Origin of the sequence: Haloactinopolyspora sp. (assembly GCF_027324685.1) — a bacterium.
Classification (GTDB): domain Bacteria; phylum Actinomycetota; class Actinomycetes; order Jiangellales; family Jiangellaceae; genus Haloactinopolyspora.
In genome coordinates this window covers 1-22,029 of the sequence record NZ_DAHVSH010000167.1, presented here as the reverse complement: position 1 = coordinate 22,029, position 22,029 = coordinate 1, and the positions used below count along the sequence as shown (strand labels likewise).

The window sequence follows — 22,029 nt, the reverse complement described above, 5'->3', positions numbered from 1 at the left end:
TCGGGTGCTCCAGCTGCTGGAGGACAGGGTCGGCAACCCTCGTGGCGAAGACGTCGCTCGGCAAGAGCAGCACCGGCAGCCTGTCGATGGTCGCGAGCGCCGCGCCGGTCACCATGTTGGTCGCGCCGGGTCCCACCGAGGTGGCGCACGCAAGCGTCGAGAGACGGTGCCGGGCGCGGGCGAAGCCTGCCGCGGCGTGCACCATGGCCTGCTCGTTGCGGGCCTGGTAGTAGCGAAGCGTGCCCGGCGCCCCTAGCTCCGCCTCGAGCAGCGCCTGGGAGAGGCCCGCGACGTTGCCGTGGCCGAAGATGCCGAAGCACCCCTCGAACAACCGGTGCTCGACGCCGTCGCGTTCGGTGTACTGGGCGGCCAAGAACCGCACCACAGCTTGCCCGACGGTCAACCGCATAGCGCTCCTCCACTCTCCCCGGTGATCGTTGGCACCTTCTGGTCGCTATTCCAGCCAGTTCGCGCCAATGATCACGACTCGGTGCTGCTGCTCAGCGGCAGGCGCGGGTCCGGCTGCTGATGCTCCCACTCGTCGCGGACCCACGCGTGCGCCGGATCGTCGCGGATCAGCCACTCCCGGTTCTGCCCCGGTCCGGCCATGACGTTGAGGTAGTACAGGTGGTAGCCGGGTGCGGCGACGGACGGGCCGTGCCAGCCGTGCGGAATCAGGACGACGTCGCCCGTGCGTACTTCGGCGAGGACGTCGATCGGGCGCTCCGGGGTGCCGTACACCCGGTGAAAGGCGAACCCGTCACCGCCTGGGCCACCGCTGACCTCGAAGTAGTAGATCTCTTCCAGGTCCGACTCCACGCCCGGTACGTCCTGGTCGTGCTTGTGCGGTGGGTAGGACGACCAGTTGCCCGACGGCGTGATGACCTCCACGGCGATGAGCCGGTCGGCCTCGAACTCGCCAGCTGAGCCGAAGTTGTTCACCTGCCGGGTCGCGTTGCCGCGGCCGCGGACCTCGACCGCGATGTCCTCGGCCGCGCGATACCGTGCCGGCAACCGTCGGGTGCATCGCGCCGCGGGCAGGGCGAACCGGCCGCCGCTCTCGGAGGTGACGACGACGTCGGCGTCACGCGGGACGTACACGGTGTCGCTGACCCGGCTGAAGACGTCTCGCCGCCCCTGAATCGTGAACGGCTCGCCGTCGCAGGTCACCGTGCACGACCCGGCGAGAGGAAGGACGAACATCTCCTCCTCGCCGGTCGCGAAGGCGTGGCTGCCTCCGGCCGGTAGCTCCAGCACGCGCAGCGACGTCCACGCCCAGCCGTCGACGTTGGCCGGCGTGAGCTCGACGGTGAACGGGCCGCTGCCGGCGCTGCCGGCCGGCCGGTAGTAGGTGTCATTCACGTGTGTCCCTCTCCTTCCGCGCCCCTTCTGGACGTGCGGTCGGTGCTCACAGCAGGCTCACCGCGGTGTCGACGGCGGCAGCCACGTCGCCGTCCGGCGGGTAGAGCAGGGTCCGGCCGACCATCAGGCCCTTGGCCGTCGGCAGTCGCAAGACCTTCTCCCACTGCCGGAACGCCACGTCCGGATCGTCGGGCACCTCACCGCCCAGCAGTACGGCCGGCAGCGTGGAGGCGGCCAACACCCGCTCCATACCGTCGGGATCGTCGTCGACCACCGGCAATTTCAGCCAGGTGTAGGCCGACGTGGTGGCCAGCCCGGAGGCGATGGCGACCGACCGGACGACCGCATCGGTCGACAGGTCGTTGCGTACGCGGCCGTCGACCCGTCGCGCGATGAACGGCTCGACCATCGCGGTACGACGGCGTGCGGCCAGCTCGTTCACCGCCTGCGCGCATGCGTGCAGGGCCCCCGCGGTAGCCGGGTCCTCGAAATCGATACGCAGGAGCATCTTGCCCATGTCGAAGCCCATCGCCTCGATGCCCGCGGCGTCGTAACCGGTGAACCGGTCGTCGATCTCGAACGCCGCGCCGGCCAGCCCGCCCCGGTTCATCGAGCCGACCACGACCTTGCCGTCCAAGGCGCCGAGGAGCAGCAAGTCCTCGAGGATGTCTGCCGTGGCCAGCACGCCGTTGACGCCGGGCCGTTCCAGGGCGACGAGCAGGCGGTCGAGCAGCTCGCCCCGGTCGGCCATCGCCATCGGGTCGCGGCCGGCGCCCAGCGCTCCGCGAGCCGGGTGGTCGGCGGCGATCACCAGCAACTTGCCGGAGGGGCCGACCAAGCTGTCCGGCCGGACCCGCCGGGCCGCAGCCTCGGCGATCGCCTCCGGCCGGCTGACCCGCTGCTCGACGATCGAACGGACACGTTCAGCGGACACCGGCGCTCTCCTCCAGGAACGTGGACACCTCGGCGGTGGTCGGCATGGCATCGGAGCAGGCGAGCCTGGTCGCGACGATGGCTCCGGCAGCGTTGGCGAAGCGCACACAGGCCTCCAACGGCGCGCCGGACAGCAGCATGTGGCACAGCGCTCCGCCGAAGGCATCGCCGGCGCCGAGCCCGTTGAGGACCTCGACGGTGATGGGCGGGATGTCGTAGCTGCCGGTGTCGTCCACGGCCAGGACCCCGTGTGGACCGCGCTTCACGATGGCGGTGGCGACGCCGAGCTCGCGCAGTGCCGCAGCGGCCTGTTCAGGGTCGCGGGTGCCGACGGCGGTCTCGCATTCGTCGAGGTTGCCCACGGCGACCGTGGCGTGGCCCAGCGCGGCTCGGTAGTGGACTCGAGCGGCCTCGCGCGACTCCCAGAACATCGGGCGGTAGTCCAGGTCGAACACCGTGTGACCACGGCGCCCGCGCGCTTCCAGCGCCCCGAGCGTGGCCGAACGGCTCGGCTCCTGGCACAGCCCGGTGCCGGTCATCCAGAAGATCTGCGCTGATCGCACCGCATCCAGGTCAACCTCGCCGGGGCCGATCTGCAAGTCCGGCGCCGTGGGCGTGCGGCCGTAGAAATAGATCGGGAAGTGGTCGGGCGGAAAGATCTCGCACAGCGTCACCGGCGTCGCCAGCGACGGCACCGACGTGACGAAACGGTCGTCGACCCCATAGCCCTGCAGCGCCTGATGGACGAAGCGGCCGAGCGGGTCGTCGCCGGTGCGCGTGATGACCGCCGAACGACGCCCGTGCCGGGCTGCGGCGACTGCGACGTTGGTCGCCGAGCCGCCGAGATACTTGGTGAAGCTCGTGACATCTTCCAGCCCGACGCCACTCTGGTTCGGGTAGATGTCGACACCCACCCGGCCCATCGTCAAGACGTCCATGTCGCACCTTTCGAAGAATCGGGGTGGTCGGTACCGTCCCCGCTCGTTGCTCGTACCTCGTCGATGGTGACCGGGCGGCGTTCCCGCCTGGACCGGGTCGCGGCCTCGGCGACGTAGAAGCTCTCCAGGGCGTCGGCGACCGTGCACGCGCTGGCGGCAGCGCCCCGGGCCACCTGGATGAAGTGGTTGATCTCGGCCTCGTAGGCCGCCTCGAATCGCGGCCAGAACTCCCGGAACGCCGGGCCCGCGGGAAACTTCACCGCGGGCTCGGCCGACACGAGCGGGGCGTGCTCGTCGAGCCCGACGACGTACGTGGCCGCCGTCCCGGCGATTTCCATCCGCACGTCATAGCCGGCGCCGTTGTACCGCGAGCCGGACAGGGTGGCCAAGGTGTCGTCGTCGAGCGTCAGCACCGCCGCGGACTCGTCAACGTCGTCGTTGGCCCCGAACACCTCGGCACCTCGGTTCGCGCCGGTGGCGTAGACCTCCACCACCTCGTGTCCCGTCACCCATCGCAGCATGTCGAAATCATGCACGTGGCAATCACGGAAGATGCCGCCCGAAGTCGGGACGTACTCCGGTGGCGGCGGTGCGGCATCGGCGGTGATGACGTGGGCGCGGCGCACCTCGCCCAGCGCTCCGGACCGGACGGCTTCACGCGCGGCCACGTAGCCGGCGTCGAAGCGACGCTGGAAGCCGATCTGGTTCGGCACGCCGGCGGAGCTCACTTCGTCGAGCACTCGCAGGGTGCCCGCGACGTCGACCGCGACCGGCTTCTCGCAGAACACGGGCAGTCCCGCGCGAGCCGCGGTGATCAGCAACTCGGCATGGGCCGAGGTGTCGGCGGCGATGATCACGGCGTCGACGTCGCGGAAAACATCGTCGGAATGCTCGAGCGCCTCGGCGTCCAGCGCCTGGGCAACCGCGCGAGCCCGGGCGGGCACCGCATCGGCGATGCGCAACGTCGTGACCTGCGGGTGGCGTCGTACGACCTGAGCATGTGCGGCTCCGATCCGACCTACGCCGACCAGCCCCACCCGCATGTGCATTCCTCCCACAGGACATATGTCCTGACATATTAACAACGCGTCGACAGCATATGCACCACCGCTGCCGGGCTCGGGCTATCGTGAACACATATTCACTACCCAGGACACGTGTCAGGACGGGGACGCGATGACGGAGCATCACCGCGGTTCGGTCACTCTCATGGACGTCGCTGCCCGGGCAGGCGTCTCGCTGGCCACGGCCTCGCGCGCACTCAACGGCAGCAACCGTAAGGTCGGCGACGCCCTGCGTCAGCGCGTCGTCGACGCCGCGACCAGCCTGAACTATGCCCCCAACGCCCAGGCACAGGCGATGGCACGCGGCCGGACGAACGTCATCGGACTGGTCGTGCACGACATCGCCGACCCATACTTCTCCTCCATCGCCGCAGGCGTCATGGAGGCCGCCGAGGGTCACCATGTCCTGGTCACGCTGGCCAGCACATTACGCCGGCCCGAGCGCGAGATCGACTACGTGGTGGCGCTGCGTGGACAGCGCAGCCGGGCGGTCATCCTGGCCGGTAGCCGCGTCGACGACGAGCCGCGGGCTACCGCCTTGAAGCGTGAGCTCGAGGCCTTCGAAGACTCCGGCGGCACGGTGGTCGCGATCACGCAGAACAAGCTGCCGGTCGACACCGTGGTCATCGAGAACCGGCGCGGGGCGCGTGCGCTGGCCGCCGCCCTGGTCGGGCTGGGCTACCGCAGATTCGCCGTCCTCGCCGGACCGGACGAGCTACTCACCGCTCGCGACCGCGTACTCGGGTTCCGCGACGGGCTGCGCAAGAACGACCTCGACCTGCCCCGCGACGCCATCGTGCACGGAGCCTTCACTCGCGACGGCGGTTACCAGGCGATGCAGGAACTGCTCCCCCGCGTCGGCGAGTTCGACTGCGTCTTCGCCGTCAACGACGTCATGGCCATGGGCGCCATGGCGGCTTGCCGCGAGGCCGGCGTCGAGGTCCCCGGCGACGTGGGCCTGGCCGGATTCGACGACATCAGCACATTGCGCGACGTGTATCCAGCGCTGACCACGGTGCGCCTTCCCCTCGAGAAGGTCGGCGCCACCGCCTTCGACCTGGTGCAAAGCGCCGCGGAGCGCGACAAACCCCGAACGCGGCGGATCAAGGGCGAAGTCGTCCTCCGCCAGAGCACCCGCGACACCTCGTCCGCCTGATCAGCCCGCACAGCGACGCGGGCCGGGGGTGACACCGGCCACGCCGCTGACAGCTTGCGCCCGGACAGCGCCTGCCTCTACCGTGTGGGCAAGCGCTTTCCGAGCGCGTGGCACACCAACGGAGGGTTCATGGCAGCACTGTCGCTCGGCGTCGTGATGAACGGCGTCACCGGCCGGATGGGATACCGGCAACATCTCGTCCGCTCCTTTCTCGCTATCCGCGACCAGGGCGGCGTCGAACTGCGCGACGGCACGCGGGTGCAGCTCGAGCCGGTTCTGGTCGGGCGAAACGAGGACAAGCTCCGCGAGATCGCCCACCGGCACGGCCTCGACACGTGGACGACAGACCTCGACGCCGCCCTCACCGACCAGAACAACCAGATCTACTTCGACGCGCAGCTGACGTCGGTGCGCGAGAAGTCCGTCGTACGCGCCATCGACGCCGGCAAGCACGTCTACACCGAAAAACCGGTCTCCGAGACCGTCGAGGGCGCTCTCGACCTCGCCCGCCGAGCTCGCGACGCCGGCGTCAAGAACGGCGTCGTCCACGACAAGCTGTTCCTACCCGGGCTGGTCAAGCTGCGGCGGCTGATCGACGGCGGGTTCTTCGGGCGGATCCTCTCCGTACGCGGCGAGTTCGGTTACTGGGTCTTCGAGGGCGACTGGCAAGCCGCTCAGCGGCCCAGTTGGAACTATCGCAAGAGCGACGGCGGCGGCATCGTCGTCGACATGTTCTGCCACTGGGACTACGTCCTGCACAACCTGTTCGGCCGCGTCGAGGCGGTCACCGCCAAGGCCGTGACCCACATACCGCGCCGGTGGGACGAGCAGGGTGAGCCCTACGACGCCACGGCCGACGACGCCGCCTACGCGATCTTCGAGCTCGCCGGCGGGGCGATCGCGCAGTTCAACTCGTCGTGGACGGTCCGTGTCCACCGCGACGAATTGCTGGAGCTGCAGGTCGACGGCACGCACGGTAGCGCCGTCGCCGGCCTGCACGGCTGCCGCATCCAGCCGCGTGAGGTGACGCCACGTCCGACGTGGAACCCGGACCTCCCCGACACCACGCCGTACCGGGAACAGTGGCAGGAGGTCCCGGACAACACCCCGCCGGAGAACGCGTTCAAGGCCCAATGGGAGCAGTTCGTCCGCCACGTCGTCGAAGACGCGCCGCACCCGTACGACTTCCTGGCCGGCGCGCGAGGCGTCCGGCTGGCCACTGCCGGCCTGGAGTCTTCCGCGCAGGCCCGGCGGGTCGAGCTCGCGGAGATGTCGCTATGAGTGGTGCGACGGTGCAGCTGCCGACAACGGACGCCTCGCTGCGTGTTCACACCATGAGCGCGGCTCGCAGCTGGTCGCGCCCGGAGCAGCCGCTGCGTTCCCGGGTCGCCTTCGCGGCCGCGCACGTCGTGGCCGAACCGATGGGCGACAACCGGCCAGGCGCGCCAGCGGTCGTGGATTGGGAGCACACCCTGGGCTTCCGGCATCATCTGTGGTCGTACGGGCTCGGTGTGGCCGAGGCGATGGACACCGCCCAGCGCGGCATGGGCCTGGATTGGGCCGCCACCCAGGAGCTGGTCCGCCGAAGTGCTGCCGAGGCACGCTCGGTCGGCGGGCGAATCGCGGCCGGTGTGGGCACCGATCACCTGGACGGTTCCGGACACTCACTGGACGACGTCGCCGCTGCATACGAGACCCAGCTCACGATGGTGCAAGAGACCGGCGCGCAAGCCATCATCATGGCCAGTCGCCAGCTCGCGGCGGTGGCCGAGCGCCCGGACGACTACCGCTACGTCTACGATCGGCTCCTCCCCCAGGCCGACGCGCCGGTCATCCTGCACTGGCTCGGGCCGATGTTCGACCCGGCGCTGCAGGGCTACTGGGGATCCGACGATGTCACAGCCGCGACGAAGCACGTCGTGGAGTTGATTCGCGACCACGCCGACCGGATCGACGGCATCAAGGTGTCGCTGCTCGATGCCGATCACGAACGGACGCTGCGCGTCCAGCTTCCCGACGGGGTCCGCCTGTACACCGGCGACGATTTCAACTATCCCGAGCTGATCCGTGGTGACGGTTCACGCGCCAGCGACGCCCTGCTCGGCATCTTCGCGGCCATCGCGCCGGCGGCGTCGACGGCGTTGCAAGCGCTCGATGCGGGCGATCTCGAGACCTACGACGACGTCCTGGCCCCGACGGTGCCGCTGGCGCGGCATGTCTTCAGCGAGCCGACGTTTCATTACAAGGCCGGTATCGCGTTCATCTCGTGGCTGTCTGGTTTGCAGCCCGGTTTCGTCATGGTCGGCGGGATGCAGAGCGCGCGGAGCCTGCCCCACCTCGTCCGGACGTTCGAGCTGGCTGACGCCGCCGGGCTGTTTCCCGACCCACCGCTCGCGGCCCACCGGATGTCCACGCTGCTCGCCCTGTACGGAATCGGGTGACTCATGCCTCAGCGGCTGTCCTTGAACCAGAAGACGACGAACCGCTGGTCCGTGCAGGAGGCGGTCGACGGCTGCGTGCGCGCTGAGCTCACGTCGATCGGCCTGTGGCGCGAGCCGGTCCACGAGGTCGGCGTGACCCAGGCCGCGCGGATGGTCACCGACGCCGGGTTGCGGGTGTCGTCGCTGTGCCGCGGCGGCTTCCTGACCGCCGAGCCCGGCCCTGAGCGCGACCGAGCGATCGACGACAACCGCCGGGCCATCGACGAAGCGGCCGCGCTGTCCGCGGATTGCTTGGTCATGGTGGTCGGCGGGTTGCCTGAGGGCTCGCGCGACTTGGCCGGAGCGCGAGACCGGGTCGCCGAAGCCATCGCCGCGCTGGCGCCCTACGCCGAAGAGCGTGGTGTCCAGCTGGCGTTGGAACCGATGCATCCGATGTACTGTGCCGACCGCGGTGTGCTCTCGACGCTGGACCAGTCGCTGGATATGGCCGAACCGTTCGCGCCCGACGTGGTGGGTGTCGTCGTCGACACCTTCCACGTCTGGTGGGACCCGGCGGTCGAGGCCGCGATCGCTCGCGCCGCCGAGCGGATCGCCAGCTTCCAGGTCTGTGACTGGATCACCCCGCTGCCCGCCGACACCCTGCTCTCGCGCGGCATGATGGGCGACGGCCACATCGACTTCCGGCATTTCCGCCGGCTGGTCGAAGCGGCCGGATACGACGGCGCGATCGAAGTCGAGATCTTCAACGCCGACATCTGGGCCGCCGACCCGGACGACGTCGTCGCCCTGATGAAGAAGCGCTACGCCGAGCGCGTCCTCGAGCCGTGAGGCGCCCGGTCCGGCGACGCCGACCGGATGCCCGCCCGGATTGGGAACCCGGGGCCAGTCCCTGGTAGTCTTCAGCGTCGGTTGGCCTCTTCGGCCGCGCCGGTCCCGCATAGCTCAATTGGCAGAGCATCTGACTGTTAATCAGAGGGTTCCTGGTTCGAGTCCAGGTGCGGGAGCCACACTCTCACCAGCCCAAAGGCGTTTCGCCTGTCAGCAACCTCTCGGTCGGCGGCTCGGAACGGATCAGGACGGGTGACACGGCGGTCAACTGTTGCCATCCATGTCACCGGCTCAGATTCAAGCATCACGCCCTCCCACGGCGCATCAGCGGCAGAAAGGCCCTCGTCCAGCGCTTCGACGCCACCTGGACCGCGTCTGGCACGTAGATCCACATGAACAGCCAGTTGATCTAGGCAGCGACGATCTTCTGCGGCACACTCGCTTCATGGGGGGATTACAGACACGCATCATCCAGTCAATGCGAGGCGTCACAACCATGCGCGGGGACCGGTCCTGCTCCCCCGGTCGGTGGCGACCACGCGAAAGCATATGACCCACAGGCTCGAGCACCGGGCGGGGACGTCATGTCGCAGGCAGCAGACCGCCCCGGCGCAGCCCAGCTATAGCCCGCGCCGGGGCGTCACCGGAATCGTCGGTGTTAGCCGCACCTCCGCCGGCATCTTTAAGCCTACCGGCCCTTGACGAGCTGTCACGGGGGCATGAAGCTGGTGGTCTAACACAACACTGGAGCCCACCCGGGTCAACCAGCACCATCGGTTCCCGGGTGACCGTTAGCCGCGGCATTCGGGGACCCCGAGCCCATCGGGAGGAACCGATGCCCAGCTACCGCGGTCGGCAACGACCCACCATCCGCCTGTACTGCGACCCGGTCGCAGTGAGAATGGAGGTCGTAGAGAGGCGCACCGCCATCGCCGTCAGAATCGCGCGCAACGCGGCCAAGATCCTGACCATCGCGATCGGAGTCGTCATCACCGGGTTCCTGTCCCTGCACCAGGTCGTCGTGCTCTTCAGGTAGACCGACGACCCGCAGGAAACAGCGGCCCCGCTACCGGCAACGGTGACGGGGTCCCCCCATGTGTGCCCGGCGGTGAACCGCTCACTCACCGCGTCGGGTGTAGGTGAGGAACAACGTCCCGCTGTCGAGGACGGTGTGCTCGATCAACGTCCAGACGCGGGGGTCGAATGCGGCATTGCGACCGAACAGCGGGACACCGGTGTTGATCGTCAGTGGGCTGATCTTGAGAATCAGCTCGTCGATTTCGGCGCTGAGGGTGCCGGCCAGCTCACCGCCGCCGACCAGCCAGATGCCCCGACCGGGCCGCTGCTTCAACTCTTGCACCGTCGCGACCGGATCATCGGCCAACTCGACGCCCGGATCGGGGCTCTCGGTCATGGAGCCAGAGATCACGATGTGGCGCAGGTGCGGGTACGCATTCGTCACGCCGGCGTCGAGGCCGACCTGGTACGAACGCCGCCCCTCCAGGGCGGTGTCGAACCGTGTCCCTTCGGCGGTGACACCCAGCGCGTCCCTGGCCAGGCCCGGCAACGTCTCGGGGAAGGTCTCGATGAGGTGGCTGACATAGTCGTCGGCGATGGGCCAGAAGCCACCGACGCCGGTCGGGTCGGACGCGTCCGGACCGGCGATGAAGCCGTCCAGGGTCGAGGCGATGAAGTAGGTCAGCTTCCGCATTGGTCGATCTCCGGGCGTTGGCGCGAGTGTCTGTCAATCCGAGGCGCTGGTGCACGTGCCGTCCCCGACCACATGGCGCCCGAGGCCGAATCGTACGTGGTCGAGTCTTGACGGCGGCGTGCCCTGCCGTGAACACTCATGCCATCATTTCGGTCAGGGCCTAAATCGAGTGAAGGGATCCTGCATGCCGACCATGGCACGAGTCCTGTTCTCCGTCGCGTCAGCTGTCGCCGTTGCCGCCGGCACGGTTGGCGCGGCTTCCGGCCACCCGAGTGCCACGGGTCGCGCCGGTCACATCAGCGCCGAGGCCGCCGTCGAAGCCGACGGACCAAGCACCGACGGCCCGATCACGGATCTCGGTGAACCGGTCCACAAGACCCAGGTGCTCAGCTCCGCCATTGGGGAAGGCCCCGACGGCGAACCGCTCGGCTACTACGTCGTGTCGGGCAATCCGACCACGACCGCGGAGTTCACCGTCGTGGACCTGCGCACCAACGAGAACGTGCTGCAGACCAGAGTCCCGTACGGCAACAGCAGCCAACGCACCCTCGGGCAGTCCCCCGTCGACGGCACGATCTACTTCGCCACCTCCGACATCAGCCACCTCTACCGCTACGTGCCGGGCGCGGCCGAGGTGGAGTACCTCGGCCCTGCCCCGGAAGGTCAGCGGGTGTGGTCGGTAGCTGTCGGCCAGGACGACACCGTCTGGTTCGGCACCTACCCCGGCGGTCGGCTGTACTCGTTGGACCCCGAGACCGGCGACATCACCGACCACGGCCAAGCGGCGGCCGGGGAGCAGTACATCGAAGCCATCGCACCGGCCGGCGACACCGTCTACGTCGGGACGCAGTCCAACGCCAAGCTCCTGGAGTTCGACCGCGCCACCGGTGAGTTCAGCGAGATCGCGATGCCCGACGGCCATGCGGCCACCAACGTCACGGCCATCGACCTGCGCCAGAACCTACTGTTCGTCAGCTCCGACGGAATGCACGTGCTCGACCTCGGCACCGGGCAGTGGATCGACAGTTTCCCCGGAGCCAGTGCACGGGTCTCCCCCGTCGGCCCGGACGACCCCACCGGCGTCTACCTGCGCCTGGACGGCGAGATCACCCGGTACGACCTGGAGACCGGCGAGCTGACCGGCACCGGCTGGGCGCCGAACGCCACACCGGAGGCGTGGGCGTGGATCGACCGGGACGGCACCGGACCGTGGCTGGCCCTGACGTACTGGAACGAAGGCCGCACGTACGGGTACAACCTGGCCACGAAGAAGGGCTCGTACCAGGTTCCGGACCTGTTCGGCGCCGGCGCCCAGATCATCAGCCTCGGCACCGGGCCTGACGGCAACGTCTACACCGGCGCGTACCTCAGTCCGCCCGGCATGGGCCGGTACAACCCGGACGAGGAAGGCTTCGACCTGCTGCCAGGCACCAGCCAAGTGGAGGGCTTCGGCACCTACGGCGACCAGCTCGTCTTCGGGCGGTACCCGCAGGGCGCGCTGTATCACTACGACACCACCAAGCCCTGGGAAAACGGCACCAACCCCGACGACATGCTGCCGATCGGTGACGAGCAGAGCCGGCCGCAGGCCTTCGTCGACATCAGCGACACCATTCCCGGCACCGTAGCCGTCGCGTCCGTGCCGACCGGCGGACGGCACGGCGGCGCCATCACGTTGTGGCAACCCGATGAAGGCACCCACGAGGTGTACCGCCACGTCATCGAGAACCAGACGCCGGTGTCGCTGGTGGAGCACGACGGGATCCTGCTCGGTGGAACGTCGATCCAGGGCGGCTACGGCATCGATCCGGTGACGGAGGAGGCCCGGCTGTTCGCCTGGGACCCCGAGACCGCCGAGACCCTGTGGGACCTCTCCCCGGTCCCGGGCGAGCCGACGGTATCCGGCTTGACGCTCGACGCCGACGGTGACCTGTGGGGCATCGCAGGCAACGCCACGGTGTTCGAGTTCGACCTGGAGACGCGCGAGACGATCCGCACGATCCACATCGCGCCCGAGACCGATCCCGACGCTGATGCCGACCGGTACGGCGACGACCACCGGCTCCTGGTCGATCACGGCCGGCTGTTCGGGTCGAGCGCCAACCGGCTGTTCGTGATCGACCAGATCACCGAAGAGGTCACCGTGTTGGCCGGCGGCGACAGCGACGAGGCGGCCGACAGTCTCCATGAGCTGGCCAGGGACCGCTACGGCGATCTGTATTACGTCGGGGCGGGCACGCACCTGATGCGCTACACGATGCCCGACGACGTCACCGCGCCTGAGGTGTCGGCCACGGTCCGCCCGGCCGAACCGAGGCACACCGCCGTGGTGTTCCTCGGGGCTGAGGACGACACGAGCGACAACCCCACGGTGCACGTGCGCGTCGATGGCGGCGAGTGGACGGAGTACTCGCGCCCCATCGTCGTGCGCCGCGGCCAGCACCTGGAATACCGAGCGATCGACGACGCGTGGAACTCCACGCCGGTGCAGACGTACTCGATCGACTGACCTGGAGCCGTCCGGACGTACGACGCCCCCGCAGCGCAGATCTGCTGCGGGGGCGTCGTGCTGCCGTGGTGCTCCGGTCAATCGCGGCGCTGGGCGTAATGCTGCAGGTGGGCGATGTTGCCGAGCAACCACCCGAAGCCGTTGCGTTCGGTGCCGATCTTCTCCGGCGTGGGCAGGTAGTGGTCGTAGATCGCTAGCGCGTGCCGGTGCACCTCGCTGTCCCACCACGCGATCGGGGCCCAGCGCGGCGCCTGATGGGCGTAGTTGGCGCTTGGGCCGCCGGTGCCGTCGACCCGGGTCCAGGCCGTCGCCGCGCCCTCGCTCGTCGTCGCGACGTTCTGGGTGAACGTACGCGCGAGTCGAGCCATGTGCTGCCCGGTGAATCCCAGGTGCCCCCGGAAGGCCAGGACGGCGAAGTCGACGCTGATGGCGGCATGAGAGATGTCTTCGTACTGGGTAGCGCGGCTGAGCATGTTCGGGTTGTACGCGGACACGTCGGTCTCCGGTGATCCGGTCTTCTCGTAGCCTCGATAGAGATGGCCGAAGGTGGGCCAGTAATGCCAGAGGTAGGCGCCGCCCGCATCCGCCGTCAGTTGACCACTGAACATCCTCGCCATCGCTTCGGCCCGGTGCCGATACGTCTGGTCTCCCGTCGCGATCGCGAGCTCAGCGATGGTCTGCCCGAGACCGAGGGTCTGGTTGATCGGCTGCTCGCAGCCGTCCCACTGCTGCGGCGAGCCCTTCAGCCAGACGTAATAGCCCTCGCCGAGATCGTTCTCCCGCCACTCGCGATCATGCACCGCCACGGCGGCGCGTACGGCGGTGAGGTACTCCTCCGCCTTGGCGCGGTAGCGAGGATTCGCTCGTAGCGTCGGGGATGCTCGTACGATCCGGACGAACGACGCCATGGGGTAGGTGATCATCCCGGTGTGAACGGCGAAGATCCCCGGCAACGACGACATCGCGTACTGGCCCTCGAGCGGGTCACCGGCCTCGTCGGGCGACGTGCGCAGATCACGCGCGGTGACCAGAACCGCACCCGGATAGGCGTCGTAGAGCCGGCGCACCACGTAGTTGGGGCTCGCCGGATCCATGGACAGGTCGCTGAAGGTCTGCTGGCTCCCGCTCTGCTCGTGCACGACGTGCAGGTTGAACGTGCCCGGCGAACCTGCCGGACGCACCGTCACCGTGCCGGAGTCGCAGTAGACCCGGCCCATCCGGACCTCGAGCGTCGCTCGGCCCTGGGCATCGGTCAGCTCGACGGCGCCCACCGTATAGGGATGGTTGGCGCGCCAGGCGGGCAACGACTCGCCCAGATAGTTGGTCACGCCACGCTCACTGTCGCGCACCGACAGCACCAGATCGGCGTTCTCGACGAACCGGTCCAGGTAGTACGGGTCGCGGTAGGCCTCGTACATTCTGATCAGTCCGGACAGTACGTACGACTGGCCCCAGGACAACGCTCCGGATCCAGTCGCGGTCGCATCGTCGTTGGGTTCGCCCGGCTGACCCGATCCGCCTGCGGTGTGGAACTCGTGGTCCCAGTCGTCGAAGGTGCGACGAGCGAGGTAATCGACGCCGCCTGCGGCATGGGCCGGCGCACCCAGCCCGGCCACCACGGCCCCCACGGCGAGTGACGTCCAGCCGGTTCGGCGGAGGAACTCACGGCGCGTGGCTCCGGTGAAGCGGTGGGTTGAACCGGCGTTCTCATCGATGCGGCTGATTTCGGTCATGGTCCGGCACCTCCGGGTCTGCGTCATCGTCGCGTACACGGCGCCTCGGATGCTCCTCGCGGAGTGGGTGGAAGCGCTCGCCTGATTTCGGTGTCCAGCCGGCCTCAGCTCAGTTGCTCCACCATGTCGGCGACGTCTTCCCTCCAGGCGCGGTAGGCCGTTGGCTCGGAGACGTACTCGAAGTTGTCGGTGACCACGTCGGTGGCGCCGAGGAGGTGCTCCGCCCGGGCGATGAGGTCAGGGTCGGCATCGGCCGGCGCGTCGGCGATCGCCGCGCGTAGCGAGTCGAGCAGGTTGTAGTCCTCGAGTCCGTCGCGGATGTTCTCCAGCCGGATCGACGGGATCGGGCCGTCCGGTCCGGGGTAGAACAACGACCCGTCGCCGGACCAGTTGCCCCACGTGCGCGGTTCCCACGAGCTCAGGGGCCCGTCGTCGATGACGCCCTTGCCGTACCAGCGATCAACTCGGTAGTAGAGGAACCCGTCGATGTCGGCCTGGTGCGACATCGGCCCGAGCAGGTTTCGCAGCTGGCCCGGGTCGTAATTGACGAACACGTTCGGCGTCGGGTTGGCGTTGGCTTGGTGCAGGTACCACCAGGCCTCCTGTCCCGCGGCGTGGCGTTCGGCGATGATCTGCGGGTCGTACCAGGGGACGTCGCGCACCCACCAGTCGATCAGTTCGTCCAAGCCGCTCTGACGGCCCATCTGGTCGTCGATGGCGGTCGTGAGGATGGTGACGTCGGGGAAGCGGTCCTCGAACCTGGTCAACACGAACTCGATCAGCTCGGTGTGCTCGGCACGCGTCTCGTCGCAGCAGTACAGGTATGCCTCGTCGATGAACCCAGCCGCACGGTACTGCTCGACGTAGGGCTCGATCAGGTCGAACAGTTCGTCGGCCTGTTCGGCCCATGTCTCCGGCGCGTCGAGATCGAACAACCTGGGGTCGAAATACCAGATGTTGAACTGGCGCAGACCCCCGTACTCCTCGTCGATCTTGCGCAGGCTCTCGACCGATGGCGGCTCGTCTTCGTAGATGCTGCGGTAGATGTTGTCGCCTTGGAGCCAGTACTCCCCCAGGAATTCGTACTTCTCGTCGGTCAGCGCCTTGACGGCATCGGGATCGGTCACGCCGTACGGTTCGGCGTAGGCCTCGGGGTGATGCCCGATGGCCGTCCGCAATCCGGGTTCCTGGGCGATCTGAACATCCCACACCCGCACCTGCAGCATGATCTGCTGCGCGCGTGGCAGCCCGTCGGCCGTGAGCTCGAGCTTGACCGGATACACACCCGGTTTGGTCTCCGGCGTCGTCTCGACAGCGATCCAGAACGCCTGCAGGTCACCGGCCGCCACGTCCACGCTGTCGTCGGTGGTCTGGATCGGGTCCGGCGTCCATCCTTCGTAGATGCTCGGACGAAATCGCGTCGGCGTCGCGGGCCGCTGATCCACCGGCGGGGTCATGTCCAGCGACACGACCGGATGAGCGTCCACCCGAACCCCGGCCGACTGGCCCCGTGCCACGGTGGCCGTCACTTGTGTGTCGGCCAGTTCCGCACCGTAGGGGACCGCAACGAGCTGGATGCTCTCGTGCTCCCCGCGCGCCACGCCCAACTCCGCGGGCCCGAAGCTGCAGTCGCAGGGCAGCTCGCGAGGGTAGACGCGCGTCATGGAGTCGGCGAACCCCAGGCCGACCGGCGCGGACGGCCGCGCTGCCCGGGCATCGACCAACGTGGACAACCGCTTGGTCGCCCAGTCGATGTCGCTCAGCCCGAACCAGATGTCTCGAGCTTGCTCGACATCGTCACCCAGCGAGCCGATCTGGCCGGCGTAGGTGTCCAGCTGCGCCTGCAGCTCGTCGGCCTGTTCGGCCAGTGCCTGATCGGGCTCGAACGGAGTCGGCCTGATCCCGCGCCGGGCTTCGTCCACAGACGCTGACGCGCTCGCGAGTCCGTCCGGCAGGGCCATCAACTCGATGAGCGCCGGCGCGACGCGGGCCCGTTCTGCGGCGACATCGGTGGGCCGATCAGTGAGGCGAATGTCGTCCACATGTATCTGCTTCGGATTGGGCGAGCGCTCGGTGCTGATCTGAATCCGGTCCAGACGGGTCATGTCGACCCCGGCAGCTGCGATGTCGGCGGTCTCGATCTGGAACACGTGGTACTCGAACGGATCAGCCCACACCGATCGCAAAAGGTATCGGCCGTCTTCGTCCCACACCACCACGTACATCTGAGCCCGCTCGATCGAGCTGTTGGCCAGTCCGAGGTGGAGATACGTTCGCTGAGTCCAGTCCACGTCCGGCAGTGTCGATCCGATGTTCAACCACACGCGCGGAAACACCGAGCCGGCCTTGGAGTCATACGGGCCGGTGTCCAACCGCATCGACGACTCACCCGTACTGGCGAAGGCCTCGGTCAGGCTCACCCGGTCGAGGTCAGGGGCTGGCAACGTCGCCCCGTCCAGGGCGTCTGCGGACTCGAAGTCCGCCAGCACGACGTCATCGGCCGCCTGCGCCGGAGTCGTCGCGATCATGGTCGCCAAGATCGCGACCAGCCCCAGCAGCACGGGCACGATCCGCCCGATTCGTCGCCTTGCCACTGGACTCTGCATGGGACCTCCCGGGGTGAGGCGACGCGCTTTTCGGTTTGGGCCGAAACTAGGGCGTTTCCGGCGCAAGGTCAAGAGGTAAACGGAGGAAAACGTTCGGACTGTATCGATTTCGTCGTCGATCGCTCACGAATGAGCAGAGTTTTCCGAACCTGCCTCGCGCGATCGATGCATGTGTAACTGCGCGATCAGCTGGCTAGGCGCTGCCCGCCGGCTCGGGCCCAGCCGGTGAACCCGGAGTCGAGAGGGTGCGCGCGGTAGCCGTGCTCGCGCAGCAGCCGAACGGCGTTCGGCGACACGACACAATAGGGCCCTTGGCAGTACGCCACGATCGTCGCCGCGCGCGGCAACTCGTCCAGGCGGTCGCGCAACTCCCCCATCGGCATCGACACCGCGCCGGGTACGTGCCCCTGGTCGAACTCGGCCGCCGAACGCACGTCGAGGACGACGACGTGCGGGTCGTCGAGGCGCTGGCCCAACTCCTCGGCGGTGACGGGTTGCAGCGTCTCCGGATCACCGAGGTGATCGGACACAACCTGGCGCAGATCGGCCAGTCGTTCGCCGGCGAAGTCCTGGTAGAGACCGAGGAACGTCGACACCTGCGGGTCGGCCAGCCGGTACGACACCCGGGTGCCGTCTTTGCGACTGGTGACGAGGTTGGCCGCGCGCAAATGCTGTAGCTGCGCGGAAGTGTTTTTCAATCCGACGCCCGCCGCGGTGGCCAGTTGCTCGACGGTGAACTCACGGTGATCGAGCAAGTCGAGCAGGCGCAGCCGGACCGGGTTGGCCAGCGCTTTGCCGATCCGCGCGAGCTGGGCATAGATCGGTTCTTCGACGAACTCTGCCATCGACGTCCTCCCCGTGGCTCAGGCCGGCGCGGGCGGCGGGTCGAGCACCACCTCGTCACGCAGGAACGCGATGTAGCGCTGCGCGCTGCGTTCGAGGATCGCTTTGGCATCACCATGCAAGACCGTCGTCCACCACCCGCCGTAGATGCGGTCGAACTCGAACGGCGCCGTGGCCGCCACCGCGGCACGCACCGCACGCTCAGGCAGCGGAAGACGATTCGGCGCGCTCCACATGAAGGTCACCCTGTCGCAGCCCGGTGTCACCATGATCGTGTCCCCGGTCAACAGCGCGCCACGCCCGTCGGCTGCGGCGCTCACGTGCAGCGCAGCGCTGCCCGGGAAGTGCCCGCCGCACTGGATGAGCGTGACGCCGGGAACGATCTCGAGAGTGCCCGACCACGACCGCACAGCGCGTTCGGTGCGGAACAGCCACGCCAGGTCAGCCTCGGGCAGCACGATCTCGGCGTCGAACTCGATGGCCCAGTCGACGATCGCGCCGTACATGTGCGGATGACTCGACGTCACCGCCTGCAATCCGCCCACGGCGCGCACCGCGTCGACGGCCGACTGGTCCAGAACCGGCGGCGGATCCCACAAGACGTTGCCGGCTGGAGTAGTGACGAGCACACCCCGGTGTCCGACGCCGATCGACGGCTCCATGCCGATCCCGAGGAGGCCTGGTTCGAGCTCGGCGATCTGCGCATGCATGCCGTCGGCGATCGCCTTGGCCATCGTCGTCCATTTCTGCCCGGACGGAGGTACCCACTGCCGTTCATCGGTGCACACGCGGCACTCGGCCGGTGGTTGCGGCGCTGCTGGCACGTGCCCGCCGCACGTGACGCAGATCCAGACCGGCTCGGCGCCGGTGGACTGGTGCAGATCGCTCATGCTTCTCCCTGGCTGGACGAGGCTGCACAGAATTCTAAGGAACATTAGAACATCACCCTGGGCCGGCCCACCACCCCCACATGTGGGGGCCGTTGAAGGCTTGCATTCTGCGCCTGTTCCCAAGGCGAGTCACGCCTCCAGGTCGAGGGCCGCGTCACCGAACCCCTCATACCTTTTGGCCCGAACTGTCACCATGTGCGGTAAGACCTGAAAAATCTGCCGATTGACCCTAGTCGCGCATCTGACCCGCCGTTAAAGTGAGCTGTCTCTTCACAGAGTCAACGACATCCAGACCGGGGGGCTATGGATATGACTCAGCATCATGCTGCCGGCACTCGCCGTCGCTCGACGTCGTTGCGCGCCAGTTTCACAGCGGCGCCCAACGGCAAGAACGGGACGGCACGGACGACGTCCTTGGTCACCGGCGGCGCCGGCTTCATCGGTGGCCATCTTGTGGAGCACCTGCTCGCACAGGGCCATCACGTCATCGCAATCGACAACCTGTCGACGGGCAACCCGGCGACCGTGGAGCGCATCGATCATCCGGAGTTCCAGTTCGTCCACGGTTCGATCTTGGACGAACCGCTGGTCGACGAGCTCGTCAGCCAGGTCGACCAGGTCTTCCACTTGGCCGCTGCCGTCGGCGTGCAACTGGTGATCGCAGAATCGTTCGAGAGTCTGCGGACCAATGTGCGCGGAACCGAGATCATCCTCGAAAGCGCCCGTCGCCACGGCGCACGGTCGCTCATCGCCTCCACCAGTGAGGTGTACGGCAAGAACGCCGCGTGCCCGTTGAGCGAGACCACCGACCGAATCCTCGGCTCACCGGCCGTGCGGCGATGGTCCTATGCGCAGGCCAAAGCGCTCGACGAGACCATGGCGTACCTGTACCACACCGACCTGAATTCGCCGACGGTCGTGGCTCGGCTGTTCAACGTGGCCGGCCCACGCCAGACCGGGCGCTACGGCATGGTGATCCCGCGCTTCGTCGGCCAGGCACTTCGCGGTGAGCCGCTGACGGTATTCGGCGGCGGGCAGCAGACACGCAGTTTCTGCCACGTTCTCGACGTCGTGGCCGCGCTCGCCGCTCTGATCGACAGCCCCGCAGCCTACGGGCAGGTCTTCAACATCGGGCGGCCGCAAGAAGTGTCGATCCGGTACCTGGCCGAACGGGTCATCACGCTGACCGACTCGCTGAGCACGATTCAGGACATCCCGTACGACGAGGCGTACGGGCCTGGGTTCGAAGACACCGAGCGACGGGTCCCCGACGTCACCCGTGCGCGCGAGGTGATCGGGTTCGATCCGCAACTGACCTTGGACGACATCATCATGAACGTCGTCGCCGAACAGCGCGAGCACATGCTCGCCTTGGAGCCCGTGAGCATCGAAGCAGTGCCGGCGACCGACCGCGTGGAGGCGGAGTATGTGGGGTGACGATTTCCTCGCCCAGCAGCGTGTCCTGGTCATCACACCGCACGCCGACGACGAGACCTATGGCTGCGCCGGCAGCATCGCCCGCATCAAATCGCTCGGTGGCGAGGTCTACGTGGTCCTCGCCACCGCCAGCGACCTGGTGCATTTCGGTGAGGACGGCACCGGCGCGCAAACCAAACTGGTCTCGCTCGAGAAGAGGCTGAGCGAGTTCGAGGCGGTGATGCGGCTGTTGAAAGTCGACGACTGGGACGTGTTGTTCACCGACTCTCAAACGCATCTGGCGCTGGACACCGTGCCGCGTAAGGAACTGGTGCGCCTGCTGGAGAGCGAAGGCCGGCTGGCCATCGACAAGGTTCGCCCGACGATCGTCATGATTCCCGCAGTGAGCTACAACCAGGATCACGAGGCGCTGTTCCACGCCTGTATCACGGCCACCCGACCCGGCGTGCCCGAGCAACGTCATCTGGTTCCGTTCGTGCTTTCCTACGACAATACGTCGCTGTTCTGGAACTTCGACCACGAGCGGTTCAACCCGAACCTCTACATCGACGTCTCGGAGTTCCTCGGCACGAAGATCCAGGCGATGCGCATGCACTCGTCTCAAGTTCGCCCGCCGCTTTATCACGGCAGCCCGGAAAGCCTGCAGATGGCGACCCAATTGCGTGGGCGAGAGGTGAGCGTGGAAGCCGCCGAAGGGTTCGTGGTGCACCGTGCGTTGTTCTAGTTCGCCCCGGACGGAGTGCGCCCATGGCTGAAACGATCGTGTCGATTCACCAGCCGAACTTCATGCCCTGGGTCAAGCTGCTGGACAAGATTCTGGCCAGCGACGTGTACATCGCCTATGACAGCGTCGCCTACACCAAATCCGAATACCACTCCCGGCAGAAGGTTCGGATCGACGAGGGCACGGCATGGGTGTCCGTGCCGTTGATGCACCTGCGCGGCACCCAGCAGCTGATCAAGGACATCAAGATCGAGAACAGGCAGCCATTCCGCTACCAGCACTTGCGGCGGCTGCAGATCTCGTACGGCTCGTGGCCGTACTTCGACGAGGTCTACCCGATCCTCGAAGAAGTCTATGGCCGCGACCAAGAGCAGCTGGTCGACCTCAACCTCGACCTGATCGAGGCGATCTGCACCTACCTCGACTCACCGGTGCGCATCGTGCGGGCCAGTTCACTTCCGCATGCCGGTGGCAAGACAGAACGGTTGATCCAGCTGGTCGCCGGCGTCGGTGGTGACGTGCATCTGACCAGTACGTACGGCACGACCCAACATGATGTCGACTGGCCGAGCTTCGCGGCCGCGGGTATCGCGCTGAGTTCTCAGTCGTTCGAGCATCCCGAGTACCAGCAGGGCAGCCGCACCGGCTTCGTTGCGCACCTGGCGGCCGTCGACATGCTGTTCGCCTGTGGCCGCAAGACCCGGCAGATCCTCGAAAGCCGCCGGCGTCTGATTCCGATCATTCCTGGTAAGACCGAAACGGAGGGCTAGGTCGGCAACGATGGAACTGGCGCTGCTGCCGTTCGTTCTGGGAATCAACGTCATCCTCTGGACCTTGATCGGTGGCCTCCGATT

19 protein-coding genes and 1 tRNA gene are annotated in these 22,029 nt (G+C 67.6%); 10 read left to right on the top strand and 10 right to left on the bottom strand.

Translation table 11 applies throughout. The features are described 5' to 3' along the window. The 5 genes from M6444_RS18155 to M6444_RS18135 all read right to left on the bottom strand — a co-directional run. Nucleotides 1-409: thiamine pyrophosphate-binding protein (locus M6444_RS18155; protein WP_298330678.1), on the bottom strand; the 409-nt coding region annotated here is incomplete at its 3' end. Nucleotides 410-480: 71 nt separating this feature from the next. Further along, nucleotides 481-1,362 carry a 5-deoxy-glucuronate isomerase gene (gene iolB / locus M6444_RS18150; protein WP_298330676.1) on the bottom strand — a complete coding sequence of 294 codons (882 nt, stop codon included), beginning with the start codon at nt 1,360-1,362 and terminating at the stop codon, nt 481-483. Nucleotides 1,363-1,408: 46 nt separating this feature from the next. Next, nucleotides 1,409-2,296 (bottom strand): deoxyribose-phosphate aldolase, encoded by an 888-nt coding sequence (locus tag M6444_RS18145; protein ID WP_298330674.1) that lies wholly within the window; start codon nt 2,294-2,296, stop codon nt 1,409-1,411. Then, the gene (gene iolC / locus M6444_RS18140) at nt 2,286-3,233 is read right to left on the bottom strand and encodes a 5-dehydro-2-deoxygluconokinase (protein ID WP_298330671.1); all 948 of its coding nucleotides are present in this window, start codon (nt 3,231-3,233) and stop codon (nt 2,286-2,288) included. Before iolC ends, M6444_RS18145 begins: the two co-directional genes overlap by 11 nt. Then, nucleotides 3,221-4,276, bottom strand: coding sequence for a Gfo/Idh/MocA family oxidoreductase (locus M6444_RS18135; protein ID WP_298330669.1), 1,056 nt, complete (start codon nt 4,274-4,276; stop codon nt 3,221-3,223). The genes iolC and M6444_RS18135 overlap by 13 nt, the downstream gene beginning before the upstream one ends. A 133-nt stretch (nt 4,277-4,409) precedes the next feature. On the opposite strand from M6444_RS18135, the gene M6444_RS18130 reads away from it, so the two are divergent. The 6 genes from M6444_RS18130 (at nt 4,410) to M6444_RS18105 (ending at nt 9,758) form a co-directional block, all read left to right on the top strand. Beyond that, the gene (locus tag M6444_RS18130) at nt 4,410-5,453 is read left to right on the top strand and encodes a LacI family DNA-binding transcriptional regulator (protein ID WP_298330666.1); all 1,044 of its coding nucleotides are present in this window, start codon (nt 4,410-4,412) and stop codon (nt 5,451-5,453) included. A gap of 129 nt (nt 5,454-5,582) precedes the next feature. Then, nucleotides 5,583-6,734, top strand: a complete 1,152-nt coding sequence (locus tag M6444_RS18125) for a Gfo/Idh/MocA family oxidoreductase (RefSeq protein ID WP_298330661.1) — start codon at nt 5,583-5,585, stop codon at nt 6,732-6,734. A 53-nt stretch (nt 6,735-6,787) separates the two neighbouring features. After that, nucleotides 6,788-7,894, top strand: a complete 1,107-nt coding sequence (locus tag M6444_RS18120) for a dihydrodipicolinate synthase family protein (RefSeq protein ID WP_363326421.1) — start codon at nt 6,788-6,790, stop codon at nt 7,892-7,894. 3 nt (nt 7,895-7,897) lie between these two features. After that, nucleotides 7,898-8,722 carry a sugar phosphate isomerase/epimerase family protein gene (locus M6444_RS18115; RefSeq protein ID WP_298330656.1) on the top strand — a complete coding sequence of 275 codons (825 nt, stop codon included), beginning with the start codon at nt 7,898-7,900 and terminating at the stop codon, nt 8,720-8,722. 103 nt (nt 8,723-8,825) lie between these two features. Then, nucleotides 8,826-8,901, top strand: a tRNA-Asn gene (locus M6444_RS18110). A 656-nt stretch (nt 8,902-9,557) separates the two neighbouring features. After that, complete coding sequence (locus tag M6444_RS18105) at nt 9,558-9,758, top strand: hypothetical protein (protein WP_298330653.1); 201 nt, start codon at nt 9,558-9,560, stop codon at nt 9,756-9,758. An 81-nt stretch (nt 9,759-9,839) separates the two neighbouring features. On the opposite strand, the gene M6444_RS18100 is transcribed toward M6444_RS18105, so the two are convergent. Next, a complete protein-coding gene (locus M6444_RS18100; protein ID WP_298330650.1) occupies nt 9,840-10,433 on the bottom strand; it encodes a dihydrofolate reductase family protein in 594 nt (197 codons plus the stop codon). A 184-nt stretch (nt 10,434-10,617) separates the two neighbouring features. Here M6444_RS18100 and M6444_RS18095 point away from each other — a divergent pair, with 184 nt between their 5' ends. Further along, complete coding sequence (locus tag M6444_RS18095; RefSeq protein ID WP_298330648.1) at nt 10,618-12,942, top strand: PQQ-binding-like beta-propeller repeat protein; 2,325 nt, start codon at nt 10,618-10,620, stop codon at nt 12,940-12,942. A gap of 77 nt (nt 12,943-13,019) precedes the next feature. On the opposite strand, the gene M6444_RS18090 is transcribed toward M6444_RS18095, so the two are convergent. The 4 genes from M6444_RS18090 to M6444_RS18075 all read right to left on the bottom strand — a co-directional run bounded on the left by M6444_RS18090 (nt 13,020) and on the right by M6444_RS18075 (nt 19,014). Further along, nucleotides 13,020-14,675: a hypothetical protein gene (locus M6444_RS18090; protein ID WP_298330645.1), complete on the bottom strand. Its 1,656-nt coding sequence runs from the start codon at nt 14,673-14,675 to the stop codon at nt 13,020-13,022. Between the two features lie 104 nt (nt 14,676-14,779). Continuing rightward, a complete protein-coding gene (locus tag M6444_RS18085) occupies nt 14,780-17,281 on the bottom strand; it encodes a glycoside hydrolase domain-containing protein (RefSeq protein ID WP_298330642.1) in 2,502 nt (833 codons plus the stop codon). Nucleotides 17,282-17,466: 185 nt separating this feature from the next. Next, nucleotides 17,467-18,126 carry an ArsR family transcriptional regulator gene (locus M6444_RS18080; RefSeq protein WP_298330641.1) on the bottom strand — a complete coding sequence of 220 codons (660 nt, stop codon included), beginning with the start codon at nt 18,124-18,126 and terminating at the stop codon, nt 17,467-17,469. 18 nt (nt 18,127-18,144) lie between these two features. Continuing rightward, nucleotides 18,145-19,014, bottom strand: a complete 870-nt coding sequence (locus M6444_RS18075; RefSeq protein WP_298330638.1) for a hypothetical protein — start codon at nt 19,012-19,014, stop codon at nt 18,145-18,147. 309 nt (nt 19,015-19,323) lie between these two features. Between M6444_RS18075 and M6444_RS18070 the strand changes: the two genes are divergently transcribed. Genes M6444_RS18070 through M6444_RS18060 form a run of 3 tightly spaced genes read left to right on the top strand, consistent with a single transcriptional unit; the run spans nt 19,324 to nt 21,945 of the window. Beyond that, entirely contained in the window at nt 19,324-20,451 is a 1,128-nt protein-coding gene (locus tag M6444_RS18070) for an NAD-dependent epimerase/dehydratase family protein (protein ID WP_298330635.1), read from the top strand. After that, nucleotides 20,441-21,175: a PIG-L deacetylase family protein gene (locus M6444_RS18065; RefSeq protein WP_298330633.1), complete on the top strand. Its 735-nt coding sequence runs from the start codon at nt 20,441-20,443 to the stop codon at nt 21,173-21,175. Before M6444_RS18070 ends, M6444_RS18065 begins: the two co-directional genes overlap by 11 nt. Nucleotides 21,176-21,198: 23 nt before the next feature. Then, nucleotides 21,199-21,945 (top strand): WbqC family protein, encoded by a 747-nt coding sequence (locus M6444_RS18060; protein ID WP_298330631.1) that lies wholly within the window; start codon nt 21,199-21,201, stop codon nt 21,943-21,945. Nucleotides 21,946-22,029: the final 84 nt, after the last annotated feature.

Coding starts and splice junctions, on each gene's coding strand:
- M6444_RS18090 (WP_298330645.1), bottom strand. CDS start 14,675: ATGACCGAAATCAGCCGCATCGATGAGAACGCCGGTTCAACCCACCGC.
- M6444_RS18120 (WP_363326421.1), top strand. CDS start 6,788: ATGAGCGCGGCTCGCAGCTGGTCGCGCCCGGAGCAGCCGCTGCGTTCC.
- M6444_RS18130 (WP_298330666.1), top strand. CDS start 4,410: ATGACGGAGCATCACCGCGGTTCGGTCACTCTCATGGACGTCGCTGCC.
- M6444_RS18085 (WP_298330642.1), bottom strand. CDS start 17,281: ATGCAGAGTCCAGTGGCAAGGCGACGAATCGGGCGGATCGTGCCCGTG.
- M6444_RS18075 (WP_298330638.1), bottom strand. CDS start 19,014: ATGAGCGATCTGCACCAGTCCACCGGCGCCGAGCCGGTCTGGATCTGC.
- M6444_RS18125 (WP_298330661.1), top strand. CDS start 5,583: ATGGCAGCACTGTCGCTCGGCGTCGTGATGAACGGCGTCACCGGCCGG.
- M6444_RS18065 (WP_298330633.1), top strand. CDS start 20,441: ATGTGGGGTGACGATTTCCTCGCCCAGCAGCGTGTCCTGGTCATCACA.
- M6444_RS18060 (WP_298330631.1), top strand. CDS start 21,199: ATGGCTGAAACGATCGTGTCGATTCACCAGCCGAACTTCATGCCCTGG.
- M6444_RS18100 (WP_298330650.1), bottom strand. CDS start 10,433: ATGCGGAAGCTGACCTACTTCATCGCCTCGACCCTGGACGGCTTCATC.
- M6444_RS18105 (WP_298330653.1), top strand. CDS start 9,558: ATGCCCAGCTACCGCGGTCGGCAACGACCCACCATCCGCCTGTACTGC.
- M6444_RS18070 (WP_298330635.1), top strand. CDS start 19,324: ATGACTCAGCATCATGCTGCCGGCACTCGCCGTCGCTCGACGTCGTTG.
- M6444_RS18135 (WP_298330669.1), bottom strand. CDS start 4,276: ATGCGGGTGGGGCTGGTCGGCGTAGGTCGGATCGGAGCCGCACATGCT.
- M6444_RS18115 (WP_298330656.1), top strand. CDS start 7,898: ATGCCTCAGCGGCTGTCCTTGAACCAGAAGACGACGAACCGCTGGTCC.
- M6444_RS18095 (WP_298330648.1), top strand. CDS start 10,618: ATGCCGACCATGGCACGAGTCCTGTTCTCCGTCGCGTCAGCTGTCGCC.
- iolC (WP_298330671.1), bottom strand. CDS start 3,233: ATGGACGTCTTGACGATGGGCCGGGTGGGTGTCGACATCTACCCGAAC.
- M6444_RS18080 (WP_298330641.1), bottom strand. CDS start 18,126: ATGGCAGAGTTCGTCGAAGAACCGATCTATGCCCAGCTCGCGCGGATC.